Source organism: uncultured Veillonella sp., from assembly GCF_963534045.1.
In the GTDB taxonomy this organism is placed as follows: Bacteria; Bacillota; Negativicutes; order Veillonellales; family Veillonellaceae; genus Veillonella.
This window is the reverse complement of record NZ_CAUSQT010000003.1, coordinates 65,197-85,495: the sequence shown is the minus strand read 5'-3', so window position 1 is coordinate 85,495 and position 20,299 is coordinate 65,197. Positions and strand designations below refer to the sequence as shown.

Annotated in this window: 19 protein-coding genes; all 19 read left to right on the top strand. The window is 37.0% G+C overall.

The features are described 5' to 3' along the window. The first annotated feature begins 13 nt into the window (after positions 1 to 13). The 19 genes from RYP29_RS01600 to RYP29_RS01510 all read left to right on the top strand — a co-directional run bounded on the left by RYP29_RS01600 (position 14) and on the right by RYP29_RS01510 (position 20,258). Entirely contained in the window at positions 14 to 664 is a 651-nt protein-coding gene (locus tag RYP29_RS01600) for an amino acid ABC transporter permease (RefSeq protein ID WP_009661171.1), read from the top strand. Further along, positions 661 to 1,380, top strand: a complete 720-nt coding sequence (locus RYP29_RS01595) for an amino acid ABC transporter ATP-binding protein (RefSeq protein ID WP_287531929.1) — start codon at positions 661 to 663, stop codon at positions 1,378 to 1,380. The genes RYP29_RS01600 and RYP29_RS01595 overlap by 4 nt, the downstream gene beginning before the upstream one ends. A gap of 466 nt (positions 1,381 to 1,846) precedes the next feature. After that, the gene (locus RYP29_RS01590; RefSeq protein WP_005379075.1) at positions 1,847 to 2,044 is read left to right on the top strand and encodes a cold shock domain-containing protein; all 198 of its coding nucleotides are present in this window, start codon (positions 1,847 to 1,849) and stop codon (positions 2,042 to 2,044) included. 235 nt (positions 2,045 to 2,279) lie between these two features. After that, the gene (gene hpf, locus RYP29_RS01585) at positions 2,280 to 2,813 is read left to right on the top strand and encodes a ribosome hibernation-promoting factor, HPF/YfiA family (protein WP_005378989.1); all 534 of its coding nucleotides are present in this window, start codon (positions 2,280 to 2,282) and stop codon (positions 2,811 to 2,813) included. Positions 2,814 to 3,014: 201 nt separating this feature from the next. Next, positions 3,015 to 5,450, top strand: coding sequence for a preprotein translocase subunit SecA (gene secA, locus RYP29_RS01580; RefSeq protein WP_287510125.1), 2,436 nt, complete (start codon positions 3,015 to 3,017; stop codon positions 5,448 to 5,450). Positions 5,451 to 5,575: 125 nt separating this feature from the next. Next, positions 5,576 to 6,683 (top strand): peptide chain release factor 2 gene (gene prfB, locus RYP29_RS01575; protein WP_227041155.1). Its coding sequence is split into 2 segments (ribosomal slippage): positions 5,576 to 5,632 and positions 5,634 to 6,683, totalling 1,107 coding nucleotides; the frame shifts between segments, so codons are not numbered across the junction. Between the two features lie 8 nt (positions 6,684 to 6,691). Continuing rightward, positions 6,692 to 7,384 carry an LmeA family phospholipid-binding protein gene (locus RYP29_RS01570; protein WP_270524294.1) on the top strand — a complete coding sequence of 231 codons (693 nt, stop codon included), beginning with the start codon at positions 6,692 to 6,694 and terminating at the stop codon, positions 7,382 to 7,384. Between the two features lie 12 nt (positions 7,385 to 7,396). Beyond that, the gene (locus tag RYP29_RS01565; protein WP_311531764.1) at positions 7,397 to 9,433 is read left to right on the top strand and encodes a DUF5693 family protein; all 2,037 of its coding nucleotides are present in this window, start codon (positions 7,397 to 7,399) and stop codon (positions 9,431 to 9,433) included. After that, the gene (gene csaB, locus RYP29_RS01560; RefSeq protein ID WP_311531763.1) at positions 9,426 to 10,520 is read left to right on the top strand and encodes a polysaccharide pyruvyl transferase CsaB; all 1,095 of its coding nucleotides are present in this window, start codon (positions 9,426 to 9,428) and stop codon (positions 10,518 to 10,520) included. Before RYP29_RS01565 ends, csaB begins: the two co-directional genes overlap by 8 nt. 36 nt (positions 10,521 to 10,556) lie before the next feature. Then, positions 10,557 to 11,393 (top strand): transketolase, encoded by an 837-nt coding sequence (locus tag RYP29_RS01555; RefSeq protein ID WP_311531762.1) that lies wholly within the window; start codon positions 10,557 to 10,559, stop codon positions 11,391 to 11,393. Next, complete coding sequence (locus tag RYP29_RS01550) at positions 11,393 to 12,325, top strand: transketolase family protein (protein ID WP_311531761.1); 933 nt, start codon at positions 11,393 to 11,395, stop codon at positions 12,323 to 12,325. The genes RYP29_RS01555 and RYP29_RS01550 overlap by 1 nt, the downstream gene beginning before the upstream one ends. 11 nt (positions 12,326 to 12,336) lie before the next feature. Then, positions 12,337 to 13,023 (top strand): cell division ATP-binding protein FtsE, encoded by a 687-nt coding sequence (gene ftsE, locus RYP29_RS01545; protein ID WP_156931178.1) that lies wholly within the window; start codon positions 12,337 to 12,339, stop codon positions 13,021 to 13,023. Beyond that, positions 13,013 to 13,900: a permease-like cell division protein FtsX gene (gene ftsX, locus RYP29_RS01540; protein ID WP_281741537.1), complete on the top strand. Its 888-nt coding sequence runs from the start codon at positions 13,013 to 13,015 to the stop codon at positions 13,898 to 13,900. The genes ftsE and ftsX overlap by 11 nt, the downstream gene beginning before the upstream one ends. A gap of 10 nt (positions 13,901 to 13,910) precedes the next feature. After that, entirely contained in the window at positions 13,911 to 15,110 is a 1,200-nt protein-coding gene (locus RYP29_RS01535; protein WP_311531758.1) for a peptidoglycan DD-metalloendopeptidase family protein, read from the top strand. Between the two features lies 1 nt (position 15,111). After that, on the top strand, positions 15,112 to 16,248 hold the full coding sequence (locus RYP29_RS01530) for a S41 family peptidase (RefSeq protein ID WP_311531756.1): 1,137 nt from the start codon (positions 15,112 to 15,114) through the stop codon (positions 16,246 to 16,248). A gap of 22 nt (positions 16,249 to 16,270) precedes the next feature. Further along, the gene (gene obgE / locus RYP29_RS01525) at positions 16,271 to 17,542 is read left to right on the top strand and encodes a GTPase ObgE (protein ID WP_311531754.1); all 1,272 of its coding nucleotides are present in this window, start codon (positions 16,271 to 16,273) and stop codon (positions 17,540 to 17,542) included. Between the two features lie 8 nt (positions 17,543 to 17,550). Continuing rightward, positions 17,551 to 17,835: a ribosome assembly RNA-binding protein YhbY gene (gene yhbY, locus RYP29_RS01520; RefSeq protein WP_105084275.1), complete on the top strand. Its 285-nt coding sequence runs from the start codon at positions 17,551 to 17,553 to the stop codon at positions 17,833 to 17,835. A 36-nt stretch (positions 17,836 to 17,871) separates the two neighbouring features. Next, a complete protein-coding gene (gene proB, locus RYP29_RS01515; protein WP_311531752.1) occupies positions 17,872 to 18,993 on the top strand; it encodes a glutamate 5-kinase in 1,122 nt (373 codons plus the stop codon). A gap of 11 nt (positions 18,994 to 19,004) precedes the next feature. Continuing rightward, positions 19,005 to 20,258: a glutamate-5-semialdehyde dehydrogenase gene (locus RYP29_RS01510; protein ID WP_311531750.1), complete on the top strand. Its 1,254-nt coding sequence runs from the start codon at positions 19,005 to 19,007 to the stop codon at positions 20,256 to 20,258. Positions 20,259 to 20,299 lie beyond the last annotated feature (41 nt).

Genomic DNA, 20,299 nt, shown 5'->3' with positions numbered 1-20,299 from the left:
TAGGGAGTTGTAAATGGACTGGAATGTCATAACGAGTAATTTACCATTATTATTATATGGGGCTTTAATGACCATAAAAATTACAGCTGTTGCTGTAAGCTGTGGTTTCATTATCGGTTTAATTGTTTCCTTAGCTAGAATGTCGAATTTCGTAATTGTTCGATTGATTGCTAAATGTTACGTAGATGTAATTCGTGGTACACCTATGTTAGTACAAATCTTTATGATTTACTTTGCATTACCTCAAATCATTGGCACTCGAATTGATCCTTATGTAGCAGCTGTTGCTGCTTGTAGTATCAATTCTGGTGCATATGTATCTGAAATATTCCGTGCGGGTATTCAATCTGTAAATAAAGGGCAAATGGAAGCCGGTCGTTCACTAGGTTTGTCTTGGTGGCAAACTATGCGCTTTATTATTATTCCGCAAGCGTTTAAAGCATCAATCCCTCCTTTGGGTAATGAATTTATTGCCATGCTAAAAGATTCTTCTTTAGTTTCTGTTATTGGTTTTGAAGAATTGATGCGTCGTGGTCAATTAATTATCGCTAAAACCTATGCGGCTACTGAAATTTGGGGAACGGTTGCCATTATCTATTTATGTATGACAATACCGATTTCTCGATTGGTTGCTTACCTTGAAAGGAAATATAACGTAAAATGATAGAATTAAAAGATGTGCGAAAATCATTTGGTAAAAATGAAGTATTAAAGGGCATCAATCTACAAATTGATAAAGGTGAAGTTGTTGTAATCATCGGTCCTTCAGGATCTGGTAAAAGTACAGTTTTGCGGACGATGAATTATCTAGAGGAACCTACAAGTGGTCATGTAATCGTGGATGGTATGGATTTATCCGATAAAAATAAATTGAATGCTGTACGCACAGAAGTGGGTATGGTATTCCAAAACTTTAATCTATTTCCACATATGACCGTATTGGATAATTTGATATTGGCTCCCGTAAATGTAAGAAAAACGGATAAGAAAGAAGCACAAAACATTGCTATGAAACTATTGGAACGTGTCGGATTAGCTGATAAAGCTCAAATGTATCCGGACTCACTATCCGGTGGTCAAAAGCAACGTGTTGCTATTGCACGTGCATTAGCTATGAAACCGAAGGTAATGTTATTTGACGAACCTACATCGGCACTTGATCCAGAAATGGTACGAGAAGTATTGGATGTAATGAAATCTTTGGCTGATGAAGGTATGACGATGGTTATCGTTACACATGAAATGGGCTTCGCTAAAGAGGTTGCGGATAGAGTGTTATTTGTCGATGGTGGTCAAATCTTAGAAGATGGCACACCAGCACAAGTATTTGATGCACCTTCTAGTGATAGAACAAAATTATTCTTGTCTAAAATTTTATAGATTCTTAGAAACAGCACTCATAATTACGTAGTTTATAATTATGAGTGTTTTTTGTTGCCCGTTATCTTATAACAAATTTTGATAAATTATATATATTTACTTTAGAAACTACTGTAATTAAGTGATTTTTCTAAATCTGTTAATTCATATAAATAGATATTAGATATAAATATTTGTGATAAATATACAGTTTATGCATTTGTATAGTGCAAAAAATATTTATAATACTCATATATTTTAGTTATAATGAAATAAATATGAGTCTTTATACTATAGAATATATAGAGTAAAACCAATACTTAAAAGGAATTAAGAATCAAATTTATTTATTTATTAGAGTTGAATCTGCATAATAATTTAAATGAAATACGAGTGTTGTAATTTGATATTTTATACACGCTATGTTATTATACAGATATAGAGCAAGACAGTAAGACAATATATATTTTATAGGAGGATATTACCCATGTTAGGTAAAGTAAAATGGTTTAGTGCAGAAAAAGGTTATGGATTTATTGAAAGAGAAGATGGTAGCGATGTATTCGTTCATTTCTCTGCTATTCAAGACGAAGGTTTTAAATCCTTATCTGAAGGTCAAAATGTAACATTTGACATTGTTGATGGCAATCGTGGTCCACAAGCAGCAAATGTTGTAAAAGCGTAATCATATACCAAATATTACATAAAAACTAAATTAAAAAAATCCCAACATCTTATTTGTTGGGATTTTTTGCACATTTAATAGTGTGCAATACATATTTCTACAAAAAATATAAAAATTTTTATCAAAAAAGAGGAGTTTTATATGTAGATGTAGAAATACTAATTAAGACACCAGAAATAGAGTAATAAGAACATTCTAACAACTGGTCGTTGATTTTTAGAAAGGGTGTTGACATATGAAAGTAGCAATCAGAGGTAAAAACATTGAAGTAACAGCGGCTCTTCGTGAGTATGTAGAAAAAAGATTGGGTAAGTTGACCCGTTACTTTGATGATGAGTTAGATGCACAAGCAGTATTATCTGTAGTGCGTGATAAAGCAACCATTGAAATTACATGTTTCGTTGATAAAATTGTACTTCGTGGCGTAGAAACAAATGATGATATGTATGCAGCAATCGATTTAGTAGTAGATAAAATCGTTCGCCAAATTCATAAACATAAAACTCGTTTGGCAAAACGTTTTAAACGTCAAGAAGCTTTCCATCCAGATGTAGCACCTCTTGATACACCTGTAGAAGAAGAAAAAATTGAAGTAGTAAAACGTAAACATTTTGCTGTTCGTCCTATGGATGTAGAAGAAGCTATCTTGCAAATGAACTTGATTGGACATGATTTCTTTATGTTCTTCAATGCGGAAACAGAAACAATGAATGTAGTATACCGCAGACATGATGGTTTCTATGGTTTGATTGAACCAGAATTAAAATAATATGATCGATTATTCAATTAATTATCTTTCTACGTTGATTTAATCGAGTGAAATATAGAATGGATACCAGAAACGGTATCCATTTTATATTTCTAGTTGTATATCTATAGAAAAGCCTTGAATTCTTTGACTATTCAAGGCTTTTTCGTTATAATGAATTAGATATAATAATGTAAGATATCCCGAAGAGGAGTGATTTGTTTGTTCGGCTTTTTACAAAGTCTTATAGGAAATAATAGCGCAAAAGAAGTTAAAAAAATGCGCAAAATCGTAGATCATATTAATGAACTAGAACCTAATTATGTAAAATTAAGTGATGCTAATCTCGTTGCTAAAACTGATGAGTTTAAGCGCCGCTTGCAAAAGGGAGAAACATTAGACGATATTTTACCAGAAGCTTTTGCCGTATGTCGTGAAGCATCAAAACGTGTACTTGGTATGCGTCACTTTGATGTGCAAATGCTAGGTGGTATTTGCTTGCATAGAGGTAATATTGCAGAAATGCGTACAGGTGAAGGTAAGACCTTGGTTGCTACCTTAGCTGTATATCTTAATGCTTTATCCGGTAAAGGTGTTCACGTTGTTACTGTCAACGATTATTTGGCTACACGCGACAGTGAGCAAATGGGTCGTTTATATAATTTTCTTGGCCTTTCTACTGGTTTGATCGTTGCAAATCTCGATTATAATCAACGTAAAGAAGCGTATGCTGCAGATGTAACATATGGTACTAACAATGAATTTGGTTTTGATTATCTTCGTGATAACATGGTTTCCGATGTATCTCAAATGGTACAACGTCCGTTGAACTATGCAATCGTCGATGAAGTTGACTCCATTTTGATCGATGAAGCGAGAACACCGCTCATCATTTCTGGCCCTGGTAGTCGCTCTACTGACAACTACTATAAATTGGCGCAAGTTGTACCACATCTTGTAAAAGATGAAGATTATACAATCGACGAAAAACAAAAGACGATTGCACCTACAGATTCTGGTATTACAAAAGTTGAAAAAATGCTAGGCATCGAAAATTTATATGATGCTGATAACATTGAACTCAATCATTTACTAGGTGCCTCTTTACGCGCTTATGCTATGATGCATCGCGATACAGATTATGTAGTAAAAGATGGTGAAGTTGTTATTGTCGATGAGTTTACAGGTCGTTTGATGTTTGGCCGTCGTTATTCTGATGGTTTGCACCAAGCTATTGAAGCTAAAGAAGGACTTAAGGTTGAACGTGAAAGCCAAACGTTAGCATCTATTACATTCCAAAACTATTTCCGTATGTATGAAAAATTGTCTGGTATGACTGGTACTGCTAAGACGGAAGAAAAGGAATTTAATGATATTTATGGTTTGGAAGTAATTCCTATTCCACCAAATCGTCCTTTGATTCGTGTGGACTTACCTGACCTTATTTTTAAATCTAAAGCAGCAAAATATCGTGCTGTTGTACGCAATGCTGTAGAACGTCATCAAACGGGTCAACCTATTTTGATTGGTACTACATCCATTACTCAATCTGAAGAACTTTCAGATATGTTATTGCGCGCTGGTGTACCACATAAGGTATTGAACGCTAAACATCATGAACAAGAAGCGGAAATCGTTGCCAATGCTGGTCAAATGGGTATGGTTACAATCGCTACAAACATGGCTGGTCGTGGTACTGATATCACATTAGGTGAAGGTGTTCCTGAACTTGGTGGTTTAGCTATCTTAGGTACTGAACGTCATGAAAGCCGTCGTATTGATAACCAATTACGCGGTCGTGCCGGTCGTCAAGGTGATCCAGGTTCTTCACAATTCTTCCTATCTTTGGAAGACGACTTGATGCGTATCTTTGGTGCTGATAATATTTCTGGCATCATGGATAAACTAGGAATGGAAGAAGATGAACCAATTGAACATTCCTTAATCACAAAATCTATCGAACGTGCTCAAAAGAAAGTTGAAGATCATAACTACAATATTCGTAAATATATCTTGGAATATGACGATGTTATGAATCAACAACGTGAAGTGTTATATGAGCAACGCCGTCGTATATTACGAAATGAATCTTTAAGAGATACCATTAATGAAATGATTGACAAGCTTGTAACTGAAGCTGTTGATACATATGCTGATGAAAAATTGTATCCTGAAGAATGGGATTACGAAGGTTTACATAAACACTTGAGTCAATACTTCTTGACTTCTGAACTTATGTCTGCAGAAGAGATGGAAGAATATACACGTCAAGAATTGGATGAACGTTTACACGAAATCGCACATAGCGAATATCAAGATCGTGTTGATCTTTTAGGTGAAGCAATGTTTAGCCAACTTGAAAAAGCGATTATGCTACGTGTTGTCGATAGTAAATGGATGGAACATTTGGATAATATGGATATGCTTCGTGAAGGTATTGGCCTTCGTGCATATGGCCAAAAAAATCCTTTGGTTGAATATAAATTTGAGGCCTATGATATGTTCCAGCACATGATTGAATCTATTCAAGATGAAACAATCATGGCATTGTACAAAATTCGTGCACAATTGATTCAAGAAATTGAACAACCAGTTGATCACTTAGAAGGTGCACAACCCCATCATGAAGATGTGTTGGAGCCACAAAACATAGATTAACATTTGTGAATGGCACGTTGCTCAATGGGAAAACACCTTCTGGGCAACGGCCATTTTTCATTTTAAAAATACAGTAAATCGTTACTATGTACATGTAGTAATTCTATAAAGGTGGTGAACATAAATTGTTAGAGGATTTAAAACCAATTATCTCTGGTTTAGAAGAGCGAATTTATGGAATGAGGGATTCACTTTAACATAGCTCAAAAAGAAGAACGAATCTTCACACTTGATGTACAGATGAGTGATCCTACATTTTGGGATAATCCTGATAAGGCTCGTGAGATTTCTCAAGAGGCAACACAATTAAAAAACTCTGTAGAGGGGTATAAACAGTTAGTGTCTGATATCGAAGATGCTAGTGTCATGTTGGATATGGCAATAGAAGAAGAAGATACCTCTATGGAGGGGGAAATCAAACAATTTGTAAATGGCATTCAAGAGGCTGTTGAAAAACAAGAGGTATTGCTTTTGCTCGGCGGCGAATATGATCAGAATAATGCTATTCTTACATTCCATGCTGGTGCAGGTGGTACAGAAGCACAAGATTGGTGTTCTATGCTGATTCGAATGTATTTGCGTTGGGCAGAAAAGACAGGGTTTTCCGTGGAACTTATGGATGAACAACCTGGCGATGAAGCGGGAATCAAAAGTGCAACATTTCTCATTAAAGGCGAAAATGCCTTTGGCTATTTAAAATCTGAAAAAGGCGTTCACCGTCTCGTTCGTATATCGCCATTTGATGCTGCTGCACGTCGTCATACTTCATTTGCAGCTGTTGACGTAATGCCAGAAATTGACGATACCGTAGAAATCAATATCGATATGAAAGATGTCCAAGTTGATACATATCGTGCAAGTGGTGCCGGTGGGCAGCATATTAATAAAACGGATTCTGCTGTTCGTATGACGCATAAACCAACGGGCATTGTAGTTCAATGTCAATCTCAGCGTTCTCAAATGCAAAATAGAGAACAAGCTCTTCGTTTATTACGTGCAAAATTATTTGAATTAGAACTTGAAAAGCAGGCTGAATTAAAAGAACAAATTGGTGGGACATACCAAGCTATTGAATGGGGAAGCCAAATTAGATCCTATGTATTCCATCCTTATAATATGGTAAAGGATCATCGTACATCGGTTGAAACTGGTAATGTACAGGCTGTTATGGATGGCAATATCGACCAATTCATAGAAGGCTATTTAAAGAAAGAAGCTAATTTAACAGTATAGGTGCTATAATGAAAAAATTTTTAATATTCATCGTCTTGCTTATCATTGTATGTGTGGTGGGTGCTCAATTTGTAGTTCCAAAATATATGGAATCTATTGTAGAAGATGAGTTAAATCAATCACTTAAACCTTCCAGCCAAACTGTTGTTATTGAATCTACACCCGCCTTTAAACTGGTTTACGGACAAGCAGATCACGCGGCAGGAACATTGGAAAATGTTCAATTAGGAAAGTTGAATTTTTCTAGTCTTCATTATGAGGCAAATAATATTGTTATTAATCCTATTTCTCTCATTGCATCTCATGAGGTTGAGGTCCTAAGTCTTGGTCCATCCTATGTAGAAGGTATTGTGTTAGAGGATGATTTAAAGAAATTCCTGATTCAGAATACAGAAGGTCTACAGGATGCTAATGTAGTAATTAATAAAGACCGTATAGCATTAACTGGGACTGTTAACATTATGGGGTCTTTGAAAGGAACAGCTAGTTTGGAAGGCGCCTTGCAGTTGAAAGATAATGTTTTATCATTTGCTCCTAGTCGATTTACAGTTAGTGGATTGACTATTGCAGGTATTACATCACAACAATTGCATCCTATTGCTATCTATGATTTTAATAATTTCCCAGTTCCGGTTAAAGCTGAGTCTGTTAACGTTGAAAATGGAGAAATTCATATTAAGATTAAACCTGTACTCAATTAGAAAGGAAATATCGTGCATACTGTTAAGAAAACTAAGCACTCATTAGTTCTTATACTATGTATCATAGTAGGACTAATTTCAGCACTCTATTTAGTAATGGAGCGCAATACAATTGAAAAGGCACAAAATCATATTGAGAATATAGTAGATTATGATGCTGTACTTCGAGCTAATGCCTTTGAAAAACGTAGTCAAAAAGATGCTTTTGATGCACTGAAAGAGGCGGGAATAACGGCATTTGCCATTTATGATAGAACATTAGAAAAGGCAAATGACGCTGGTGAAATTAAATTACTTTCATCACAAGATATGTCCGATGTTCGTATCAATGGTGGTTCTATTAAACCAGGCGCTACTTATGTTGCACTTATTCCTGGTAAAGAAGGCTATTATAAAGAAATTCGCGAAGACCTATATCATCGTATTAGTAAAGAAAAGGTTAAAGAATTTAATACTAGTATAGGACCCGTTTTAGAATTACAAGGTGCTACTTCAGATAGCTATGCGAAGATGAACTTAGGCATCTCTAAGATTCAAGCCATGGAAGTGGCCAATCGCGGATTTAATGTAATTGTTCGACCTACTAATTATCGCAATGTTACATCTGATGATATTAAATATGTATTTAATCGTCTAGATGGGGTTCCTCATGTAACAGGTATTATATTTGCTGGTAAAGAGGCATTAGGTGCACCAGATCATATTGATGAAACCTTAGAGGCTATGAATAATCTTCATATTCCATTGGTTGGTATTGAAGCTGTTAATCAGTTGCAATATGAGCCTCAGTTAGGATTCTTAGATATGGCGGCTAAGAAGAATTACAGTGTAGGTCGTGTTTACACAATTTCTAAAGATGAGTTAAAGAAGATTACTCCGGAAGAAGCGGCTCAACGATTCTATATTAGCGATATTGAGCGCAACATTCGATTTAATTTATTCCCTATGTATGAAGTAGGGCAAAATAATGAAACTGTGTTACAAACAACGATTAACTATGTACATAGTGCAACAGATAAATTGAGTGCTAAGGGCTATGAATTTGGGCCAGCAGATATTTATCCTGCCTATACACCTAATCCTTTATTAGTTGTTCTAACAATGATTGGTAGTATTGCGTTATTTGTGTATGTAGGACAAATGTTTATAGCTATGTCACAACACAAACAATTAGTTCTATTTTTTGCACTATCACTACTATCCATTGTTGGATTTATTGTAACTAGCGGTACATTATTAGTTCAAATTTGGGCTTTATCTGCAGCTATTATGGCACCTGTTGGAGCCTTGGTGATTCTTATGGAAGAATGGCGCAGATCAGATGGTACACGTCCTATAGGTGCGTGGAAATCTACGCTACTCGCATTACTCTATCTCGTAATAGCAACATTATTTGCTGCTATTGGTGGCATGTATATTGCGGCATTATTAGGTAATACAAAATTCTTTATGGAATTTGAAATCTTTAGAGGTGTAAAACTTACCTTCGTATTACCAATCATCCTTGTTATGATTGCATATCTACAACGCTTTCCATTATGGAAAGGTCGCATGATCAACTCTGGAACAGAAGCTAAGCAATTCATTAAAGAATTTCTAACTACAGATGTAAAAATGTATGTGTTCTTTGTGTTTGCTGCTATAGGTGCTGCGGCTTGGGTATTTGTAGGCCGTAGTGGTCATACGGCAGGTGTGCCTGTTCCAACATTTGAACTCGTATTGCGTAGATTCCTAGAGAATACACTATATGCTAGACCAAGAGAAAAGGAATTTATGATTGGTCATCCATTATTGATGCTCGCAACATTTGCATTCTTACGTAAATGGCCTATGGTTATTCACTTTGTATTAACTATAGCTGGCGTTATCGGCGTAGCGTCTATGGTTGAAACTTTCTGTCATATTAGAACACCTGTCTTCATGTCTATTATGCGTGGGTATGATGGTTTGTTGCTCGGTTGTGCTATAGGTATTGTTCTTATTCTTGCAGTTCGTTTCCTCATTTACATCTCGCAATGGGCTATGCATCGGGAGGACAGTCATGAGTAATATCGTTATTTCCGGTTACTATGGCTTTGGTAATGCTGGTGATGAAGCTATGCTTTGCGCCATTATCGACGCTATTCGTGATGTAGAAGACGATGCACATATTACGGTTATCTCCGGCAATCCTCAAGAGACTAGTAGAAAACATAATATTAAGGCTGTTGGAACATTTGCTGCCTTTGGTATTTTGAATGCCATACGTAATGCTGATTTAGTGATTAGCGGTGGAGGTAGTTTATTACAGGATGCTACAAGTATTCGAAATACCTATTATTATCTAAGTATCATGGGACTTGCAAAATTACTTGGAAAACCTGTTATGCTGTACTCTCAAGGTATTGGTCCTTTATATCGTAAATCTACAAAACGAGCTGTTAAATTTATGTTGAAATATGTAGATGGAATTACAGTTCGTGATTCCATTTCAAAAGATGAGTTGAATGCTCTTGGAATTTACGATGTTGAGGTTACGGCGGATGCTGTATTAGCTATGCATAAGGCCAATCCTAGTATCGGTGCTAATATTTTAACCAAGTATAATTGTGCTTCTATTGAAAGTGGTAGGAAACGTATCGGCATTGCTGTGCGTAGTTGGAAGGATGATACAGCGTATAGACAGAGTTTAGCAGATGTATTGAGCCGGTTAAGTTTAGAGCAAGATGCTGAAATAGTATTCATACCTATGTCTCATCCTGATGATACGAAGGAAGCAAAGATTATAGCTTCATTAATGAAGGTAAAACCAATCGTATTAGAAGGACCTTTTACCACAGAAGAGCAACTATCCTTATCTGGTAATGTAGATCTAATGATTGGCATACGCCTACATGCACTTGTATTTAGTTCCTTAATGGAAAAACCAGTTATTGGTATTTCCTATGACCCTAAAATTACAAGTTTTTTACATATGATTGAACAAGAACCAATTGGTACTATGACAGAATTAGATTCTAATGTTCTATATGATCGATGTGTAGAACTTTTACAATCTACAGAATCTTATCAACATTCATTCAATCGCATTCAAACATTGCGTAAGGTATCAAAACGCAATGCGGAATTTGCTATTTCACTTTTAGAAGAGTATTAAATATAAATTGGAGATTATCCAGAAAGTGAGGTCTTTATGGCTACATTGAGTCAAGATCAAAAACAATTAGTACAAGAGAAAGCAAAAGCGATTCGCGTAAGCATCGTACAGTCTGTTACAGCAGCTAAATCTGGACATCCAGGTGGCTCTTTATCCATTGCTGATGTAATGTCTCTGTTATATTTTGTAGAAATGAATGTAGACCCAAGTAATCCTAAAAAGCAAGATCGTGACCGTTTTGTGTTATCAAAAGGTCATGCAGCGCCAGCATTGTATGCGACACTTGCTGAAAAGGGATATTTTCCTAAATCCGAATTAATCAATTTGCGTAAAATTAATCATTTCCTTCAAGGTCATCCTGACATGAAGCATACACCTGGTGTAGATATGTCTACAGGTTCTTTGGGCCAAGGGATTTCTGCAGCTTGTGGTATGGCTTTAGCAGGTAAAATCGATAATACTGATTATCGTGTATATTCCATTCTCGGTGATGGAGAACTTGAAGAAGGTCAAGTATGGGAAGCTGCTATGTTTGCAGGCCACTATAAATTAAATAATCTGACTGCCTTTGTAGATTATAATGGTTTACAAATTGATGGTGATATTGAAAAAGTTATGTCCCCATTGCCAATTCCTGATAAATTTAAAGCTTTCAAATGGAATGTTATTGAAGTAAATGGTCACGATATTGATGAATTACATCAAGCTATTGAAGATGCGAAAGCTTTCACAGATGGCCCTACATGTATTGTAATGCATACTGTAAAAGGTAAAGGTGTTGCAGAAATGGAAGGTCAAGCTGGTTGGCATGGTAAGGCACCTAGTGAAGAACAAGGTGTGGCATTCGTAAATGAAATCATGGGGGTACAATAATGGGTAAAGCAACACGTGAAGCGTACGGTAATGCGCTAGCAAAAATCGGTAAAGAAAATTCTAATATTATTGTTCTTGATGCTGATTTATCAAAATCTACTAAGACGGATACATTTAAAAAAGAGTGTCCAGAACGTTTCTTTAATGTAGGTATTGCTGAACAAAATCTAATTTCTGTAGGTGCTGGATTGGCTGCAGCAGGTAAGATTCCATTCGTATCTTCTTTTGCTATGTTTGCCACTGGTCGTGCATTTGAACAAATTCGTAATGCTGTATGTTATCCAAAACTTAATGTAAAAGTATGTGCTACACATGCAGGTATTACTGTAGGTGAAGATGGTGCGACTCATCAAAGTTTAGAAGATATCGCATGTATGCGTGTTTTACCAAACATGACTGTGATTGTGCCAGCAGATGAAAAGGAAACTGAATCTGTCATTCAATGGGCAGCTAATTATAATGGTCCTGTTTATGTACGTCTCGGTCGTGCTGGTGTTGATGATGTAACTGCAGAAGGATATACTTTCAAACCTGGTAAATCCAATCAATTAAAAGATGGTTCTGATGTGACGATTATCGCTTGTGGTGCTTTGGTAGGACCAGCAGTTGAAGCAGCTAAACAACTAGAAGGTGAACAAATTTCTGCTCGCGTTATTAATATGGCATCCATTAAACCTATCGATGCTGATGCTATCATTAAAGCTGCTGAAGAAACAGGTGCTATTGTGACTGCTGAAGAACATAATATTTTAGGCGGTTTAGGTTCTGCTGTATCTGAAGTTGTTGTTGCACATAAACCTGTTCCTATGGAATTCGTCGGTGTTCAAGATACATTTGGGGAGAGTGGTACACCAAAAGAATTGATGGCGAAATATGGGTTAACAGCTGAGGATATCGTAAAAGCAGTTAAAAAAGTGGTGACACGTAAATAAAAGGGGAACCGATGATAGAATTTAAGAATGTTAGTAAAGTATATGAAAACGGATCTACCGCACTTGATAATGTGTGTATCACCATTAACGATGGTGAATTTGTATTGATTTGTGGTCATAGTGGGGCTGGTAAATCTACGTTGTTTAAATTATTAACTCATGAAGTTACACCAGATTCTGGTGTAGTTATCGTTGATGAGTTTGATGTTACAAAAATGAAACGTAGTAAAATACCAAAATTGCGTCGTAAATTGGGGGTAGTATTTCAAGATTTCCGACTATTACCTAACAAAAGCGTAGCTGAAAATATCTCTTTTGCCTTAGAGGTTATCGAGGAGAAACCTAAGGTGATTAAAGAGAAGGTAGCTCACGTTCTTGAATTGGTTGGATTATCTGATAAGGCGAATGATTTACCAGAGGATTTATCTGGTGGTGAGCAGCAACGTGTAGCAATTGCACGGGCTATCGTCAACCGTCCATCTGTATTAATTGCAGATGAACCAACAGGCAATCTTGATCCTAACACGAGTAAAGGCATTGTAGACTTGTTCAAGCATATCAATAATTTTGGCACTACCGTAATTATGGTTACCCATAATATGGATATTGTTACCTATTTAAATAAACGAGTTATCGAATTAAAAGATGGTCGTGTTCTTAGTGATAATATGAGGGGTGCAGAATTTAATGAAGCCTAGAACAATGAAATATTTCTTTAAGGAAGCCTTAAAGTCCATGAAACGCAATGGCCTTATGACATTAGCGTCTATTTCTACTGTAGCACTATCTTTATTTATGCTTGGTGTATTTCTCTGTGGTGTTATCAATCTTAATAACATGGCATCTAGCTTAGAGAATCAAGTTCAATTGAGTGTCTATTTGAAAGATGGGCTTACGACAGAACAAATTATGGCTGTTGGTAAGCAAGTGAAAGCAATTCCAAATCTAAAACACTTAGAATTTGTTAATAAAGAACAAGCCATGAAAGAATTTAAGGAACGTTTGGGTGATCAACAACAACTAGTCAACGCATTAGGTGGTGTCAATCCATTGCCAAACTCTTATGTCCTTACCTTTGAAAATCCTGAAGATGTTAAATCTACTGCTAAATTGGTTACTACATTCCAAGGCGTAGAAAGTACACATTATGGTCAGGATATCATTGAGGAATTGTTCCGTATTACACAAATTATCCGAATTGGTGGTATCGTACTCATTGGCTTCTTAGCGGCAGCCACATTGTTTATTATTTCTAATACCATTCGTTTAACCGTATTTGCTCGTCGCAAAGAGATTGCAATCATGAAATATGTAGGCGCTACAAATAGCTTTATTCGTTGGCCATTTGTAATCGAAGGCATGTTATTGGGCTTTATCGGTTCCATTATTGCCGTATTATGCGTGGGTGAGTTCTATCATTTTATTACCATGGAAGTATCTGATTCGCTTGCATTCTTCCCATTAGTTCCTATGTTCCCATTCTTCTATCAATTAGTAGCATGCTTAATTGGCGGTGGGATAGTTGTAGGTATTATTGGTAGTACCATTTCATTGAAACAATATATGAAAGTATAGTAGAGGGATTATGAGACAGTATACATTTAAAACTCGTCTCGTAGCAGCCCTTCTTTCGGGAGTGGTATTATGCGGGACACCAGCCTATATTATGGCTGAAGATGAAGATTTAACGAATCAATTAGATTCGATTCAACAACAAGTTAATCAACAAAATGCTGCAAAAGCAGATGCGGAAACTGTGATTGGTAGCGTTTCTGAACAGTTGAAACAAATTGAGGAACAACTTCGTCAAGCGACTGCTGAGTTAGGTACGATTAAAGACCAGCGTGTAGCTGTAGAAAATGATATTACAGTTAATGAACGTCAATTGGCAGAAGCTCAAAAACGATTAGAAGGTCGAGAATCCGTATTTTATAAACGAGTTCGTGATATTTATATCAATGGACGACTTAGTTATCTTGATGTAGTCATTGGATCTAAAGATTTTAGCGATTTCGCTAATCGATTAGAGGTTTTAAAACGAATTATCGATTCCGATATTACATTGATTAACGAAATTAAAAAAGAACGTGCTGAAATTGAAGCTCATAAACAAAAACTTGAAGCAGATCGTGCTAAGTTGGTTGAATTAGAAAAAGCGGCTCTTGCTAAACAGGCTGAAATTGAACAGAAAAAAGCAGAGCGTAACGTGGTTCTTCAAAAAGCACAAAATGATAGAGCAACTGCTATGCAAGCCATTGAAGAACTTAATGCTTCTTCAGCGCAAGTAAGTGCTATGTTGAAAGAGCGACAAGCTGCACGTGCCGCTGCAGCTGCTGCAGCCGCGGCCGCCGCAGCTCAATCCTCTGGTGGGCAAGGTGCATCAGATAATTGGGTACAAGGTACAGGACAACTTGGCTGGCCAGTTAGTGGTGAAATTACGTCCCCTTATGGCTATCGTGTTCATCCAATTTGGGGTACTACGATTTATCATTCCGGTATTGATATTGGCGTTGATGAAGGAACACCTGTTCATGCTGCTGATGGTGGCGTCGTAGTTTGGTCCGGATGGATGGGCGGCTATGGCTATGCTGTAGTTATCGATCATGGTAATGGACTTTCTACACTATATGGTCATAACTCTGAACTCGCTGTAGATGAAGGTCAATCTGTTGCGAAAGGTCAAGTTATTTCCTATGCCGGTAGTACGGGCAATAGTACAGGACCTCATGTTCACTTTGAAGTTCGTGTAAACGGGGATCCAGTTGATCCTATGGGTTATTTATAGAATGAATAATAATTTTAAAAGAATTGGTTTAGCGCTAATTAAATATATATTTGCGTCCATTATTATGTTGTGGCTCGTATTTTGGTATATTTCTGGATCAGCTATGGGGTTGCCTCGATTTGTGGTGACTTATTACATAGCGACTCAGAAATTTATGACGCCTGTAAGTAAAGCCACATTGTTTGATGGTATGTTGAAAGGTTTAGTAGCTTCCCTAGGAGAACCTCATAGTGTCTATTTAGATAAGGATGACTTTGAATCTATGAAGGAGCATACATCTGGCACATATGCAGGTGTGGGCATGGTTCTTGGACATGGTTCAAAGGGGTTAGAAGCAGCATCCGTTATTGATGATATGCCGGCTTATAAAGCTGGCATCAAAAGCGGTGATCACATCGTATCCATTGATGGTGTAGATACTAATTCTATGACGATTGAGGATGCAGCTTCAAAAATACGTGGTGAAGCTGGAAGCAATGTAACAATTGTGGTTGAACGGGATAATCAATTATTAACGTTTAACGTAACAAGAGAAGAAATTGTATTACCTACAGTAAAAAGTAAGATGCTAACCGACCACATTGGATATATTCGGATCAGTCAATTTGCTGAACATACAGCAGGGGATTTTAAAACTCAATATGAGCAGCTTCTCTCTGAAGGGATGACTTCGTTAGTCCTAGACCTACGCGATAACCCTGGTGGATTACTTAATAGTGCTCAAGATATTGCCAGCATTATTATGCCAGAAGGTACATTAGTATCTTTCACTACACGTGATGGAAAGAGAAAAAATTATGTATCCGATGGAAAAAATCCCGCATTGCCTATGGTTGTTCTTATTAATAAAGGCTCTGCTAGTGCATCTGAAATCATTGCCGGCGCTATTCAAGATAGAAAGTTAGGTACTATTGTAGGTACTAATAGTTATGGTAAAGGGACTGTTCAAAGCGTATATCCAAATCTAGAGGATGAAGGTATTAAAGTGACGATTGCTAAATACCATACCCCTAATGATCGTGTTATTGATGGCACTGGTATTCAACCAGATGTAGTTCTAGAATTACCAAAGGGAACTGCACCATCTAGTGATATGTCTGATATTCAAATTCAAAAGGCAATAGAACTATTAAAATAGTTTTGCAGAAAAGGATGTAATTATGTTTATAGATCGCGCTCGTGTATTTGTAAAAGCGGGTGATGGCGGAGACGGTATGTCCAGTTTTCGTCGAGAGAAATATGTTCCTAATGGCGGACCAAGCGGTGGCGATGGTGGTCAAGGGGCAGATGTCGTTTTAAAAGCAGATAAAAATATTAATACTCTTGTAGATTTTCGTTATAAACGCCAATTTAAAGCACCGAAGGGTGGCAATGGTGAAAGTGCTAATAAACATGGTCGTGGTGCAGAAGATTTAATTATCCCTGTTCCATTAGGCACTGTTGTTAAGGACGAAGAATCAGGTAAGGTATTCTGTGACTTGGTTCACGATGGTGATACCTTTATCATTGCTAAAGGCGGTCGCGGTGGTCGCGGTAACGCTAGATTCCTATCTAGTTCTAATCGTGCCCCTACCTTTGCTGAAAAAGGGGAACCAGGGGAAGAACGTTGGTTACAACTAGAGTTAAAGGTGTTGGCTGATGTGGGCTTGCTTGGTTATCCAAGCGTTGGTAAATCCAGTATTTTACGCAAAGTATCTAAAGCACAACCAGAAGTGGCAGCTTATCACTTTACTACTTTAACACCTGTATTGGGGGTTGTTACCATTTCTGGTGACCGTAGCTTTGTTTTAGCTGATATTCCGGGTCTTATCGAAGGTGCCAGCGAAGGTGTAGGCCTTGGACATAACTTCTTACGTCACGTAGAACGTACGAATATTCTCATTCATGTTCTTGATGTATCTGGTATAGAAGGACGTGATCCTAAGGTAGACTTTGATGCTATTAATGATGAGTTACGTAAATACTCAGAAAAACTAGCTAATAAGAAACAAATTGTAGCACTCAATAAAATTGATCTTGTCTTTGATGATGAAACAATTCCAAAAACAAAAACTTATTTTGAGGATAAAGGCTATGAAGTTTTCTTAATTAATGCACTAAGTGGCGAAGGTTTACCTGAGCTTATGGAACGTGCTTATTATTACGTAGAAAATTATGAGCCAGAAGTTGAAGCCACTGATGATACGGTTATGTATGAAGCGAAACCAGATACTGAATTTGTCATTACCCGTGGCGATGATGCTGCCTTTTATATTACAGGTAAGCGTATCGAACGACTTGTGGCGATGACCAATCTTGACGATGATCAATCGTTACGTCGATTCCAACGTATTTGGCGTTTCATGGAATTGGATAATAAATTACGTGAAAAAGGGTGCCAAGAAGGCGATGAAGTTGTTATTGGTGATCAACGATTCACATTTAGAGACTAGGAGTTATAATGACAGGAAAACAAAAACGGTATTTACGCTCACTAGCTGCTACTATGCCAGCTGTTGTGCAAATTGGTAAAAATGGCCTTGAGGATAGCGTCATTGATAGTACTAGAGCAGCACTGATGGCACGTGAGTTAATTAAGGTTAAATTGCTTAATAATAGTCCAGAAGATAAAGCGATTTTCCAAGAATTAGCTGATATGCTTGGGGCTGAATTAGTACAAGTTATTGGATTCAATGGTGTTCTTTATAAAGCTAAAAAAGAACCCAAAATTATATTACCGAAATAATAGTTATAACCTTTTTCCCTTATAGGAGATGATTGCATGAGAGATGCCATTAAGAATGCTAAACGCATTGTTGTAAAAGTGGGGAGCAGTACATTATGTTACCCAAATGGTCATTTAAATTTAGAACGGATAGAACATTTAGTCCGTCAATTATCAGATCTTGCCAACCAAGGGAAAGAGGTTATTCTTGTTTCCTCGGGGGCTACCGGTGCTGGACTTGCACCACTAGGATTTAAAGAAAAACCAAGAGATCTTGTGTTACGTCAAGCATCAGCTGCAGTAGGACAAGGTGTACTCATTCATATGTATGAACGCATGTTTAGAGAATATGGAAGAACCGTAGCTCAAATATTGTTGACTAAGGAGGATAGTACTTCTCGTCATAGTTATTTGAACCTACGTAATACACTACATGCTTTATTACAACTTCATGTCATCCCTATCATTAACGAAAATGATGTAGTAGCTATTGAAGAATATAAAATAGGCGATAATGATACCTTATCGGCCACTGTAGCAGGTATTGTAGAGGCTGATGTACTTATTATTTTATCTGATATTGATGGTTTATATACGGCCAACCCAGCTACAGATTCTACAGCTACTTTAATCCATGAAGTTTCTATGATTACAGATGAAACTTATGAAATTGCTGGCGGTGCTGGTTCAAGTATGGGAACCGGTGGAATGTATACTAAAATTAAGGCTGCCCATATGGCGACTAATTCAGGTATACATATGATTATTGCCAGTGGTGAATCAGATAATTCTTTACGTAAAGTATGTAAAGGTGAGAATATAGGTACATTATTTGTCGCTAATGATCAAGGTGTTTCACAAAAGCATCATTGGGTAGCTTATGGTAAGCGCTTAAGTGGCAGCATTACTATAGATGAAGGGTGTACAAGAGCTGTATTACATCACGGCGCGAGTATTTTACCAGCCGGTATTATAGAAGTGGATGGATCTTTTGAACCTGGTGATACAGTATCAATTATTGCTAAGGGAAAAGAAATCGCCAGAGGATTAGTGAATTATAGTTCTACAGATTTGCTCAAAATTAAAGGTCATAATACGCAAGATATAGCTCGTGTATTAGAAATTGATACAACATATGATGAGGTTGTTCATAGAAATAATTTAGTAATTATTCATTGATGAGGTGCAGTATGAATTCCTATGAAAGTATATTTAAAGAAATGGGTGAATCTGCACGAGCAGCATCTATTGTTTTACAGCAATTACCAGAGAAACGCATCAATGAGGTATTATGTGCTATGGCCGATGCGTTAGTTCAACACAGTGAACAAATTTTAACAGCCAATCACATGGATATGGATTCGGCTCGAGGCGTGGTACCTGATACGATGTTAGATAGATTACTACTATCTAAAAATCGTATTCATCAAATGGCAGAAGGTGTTCGTCAAGTTAGTCTATTACCATCTCCGGTAGGAACTGTACTAGAAAATATCGATAGGCCTAATGGACTTCATATTGAGAAGCGTGCTGTCCCATTTGGTGTTATAGGTATTATTTTTGAAGCGCGTCCCAATGTAACCGTTGATGCCGGAGCGTTATGCTTTAAAACTGCTAATGCCACCATTCTGCGCGGTGGTAAGGAAGCATTCCGTACAAATCGCATCATCGTATCCCTTATGCAAGACGTATTAGAAGCTCATGATTTACCAAGAGCAGCTATCCAGTTGGTAGAGGTTTTGGATCGTGAAGCTGTCAGTGTATTGCTACAACAACGTCGTTATATAGATGTAGTCATCCCACGGGGCGGTGCAGGATTAATACAACGCGTTGTACGCGATAGTATGATACCAGTTATAGAAACCGGAAGTGGTATCTGTCACACCTATGTTGATGCTGAAGCTAATATTGATATGGCTGTTGATATAGCTGTTAATGCTAAGGTGCAGCGTCCATCAGTATGTAATTCCATGGAAACTTTATTAGTCCATAGTTCTATTGCAAAAGAGTTCTTATTGGCCTTAGAAACAAAGTTAGCACATCACCATGTAATGATTCATGGCACACCAGAGGTCTTACAAATCGTTAATGGTGTTGCTGTGGATGATAATTCTTTTGAAACAGAATATAATGATTTTGATTTAAATGTAGCTATTGTATCATCTGTGGATGAGGCTATTTCACATATTAATCGGTATACAACTCATCATTCTGAAGCAATTGTTACCGATAATAATACGACTGCTCAGCATTTTATGAATTTAATCGATTGTTCGACAGTTTACCATAATGCTTCCACCCGATTCACAGATGGTTTTGAATTTGGATTTGGTGCTGAAATTGGCATTAGTACACAAAAACTTCATGCTCGTGGACCAATGGGATTACAAGCATTAACATCCTATAAATATTTTGTATTTGGTACAGGACAAATTCGTTCGTGATGCGTTTATATTATTTGATACGAGCCTATTATCGTTATATT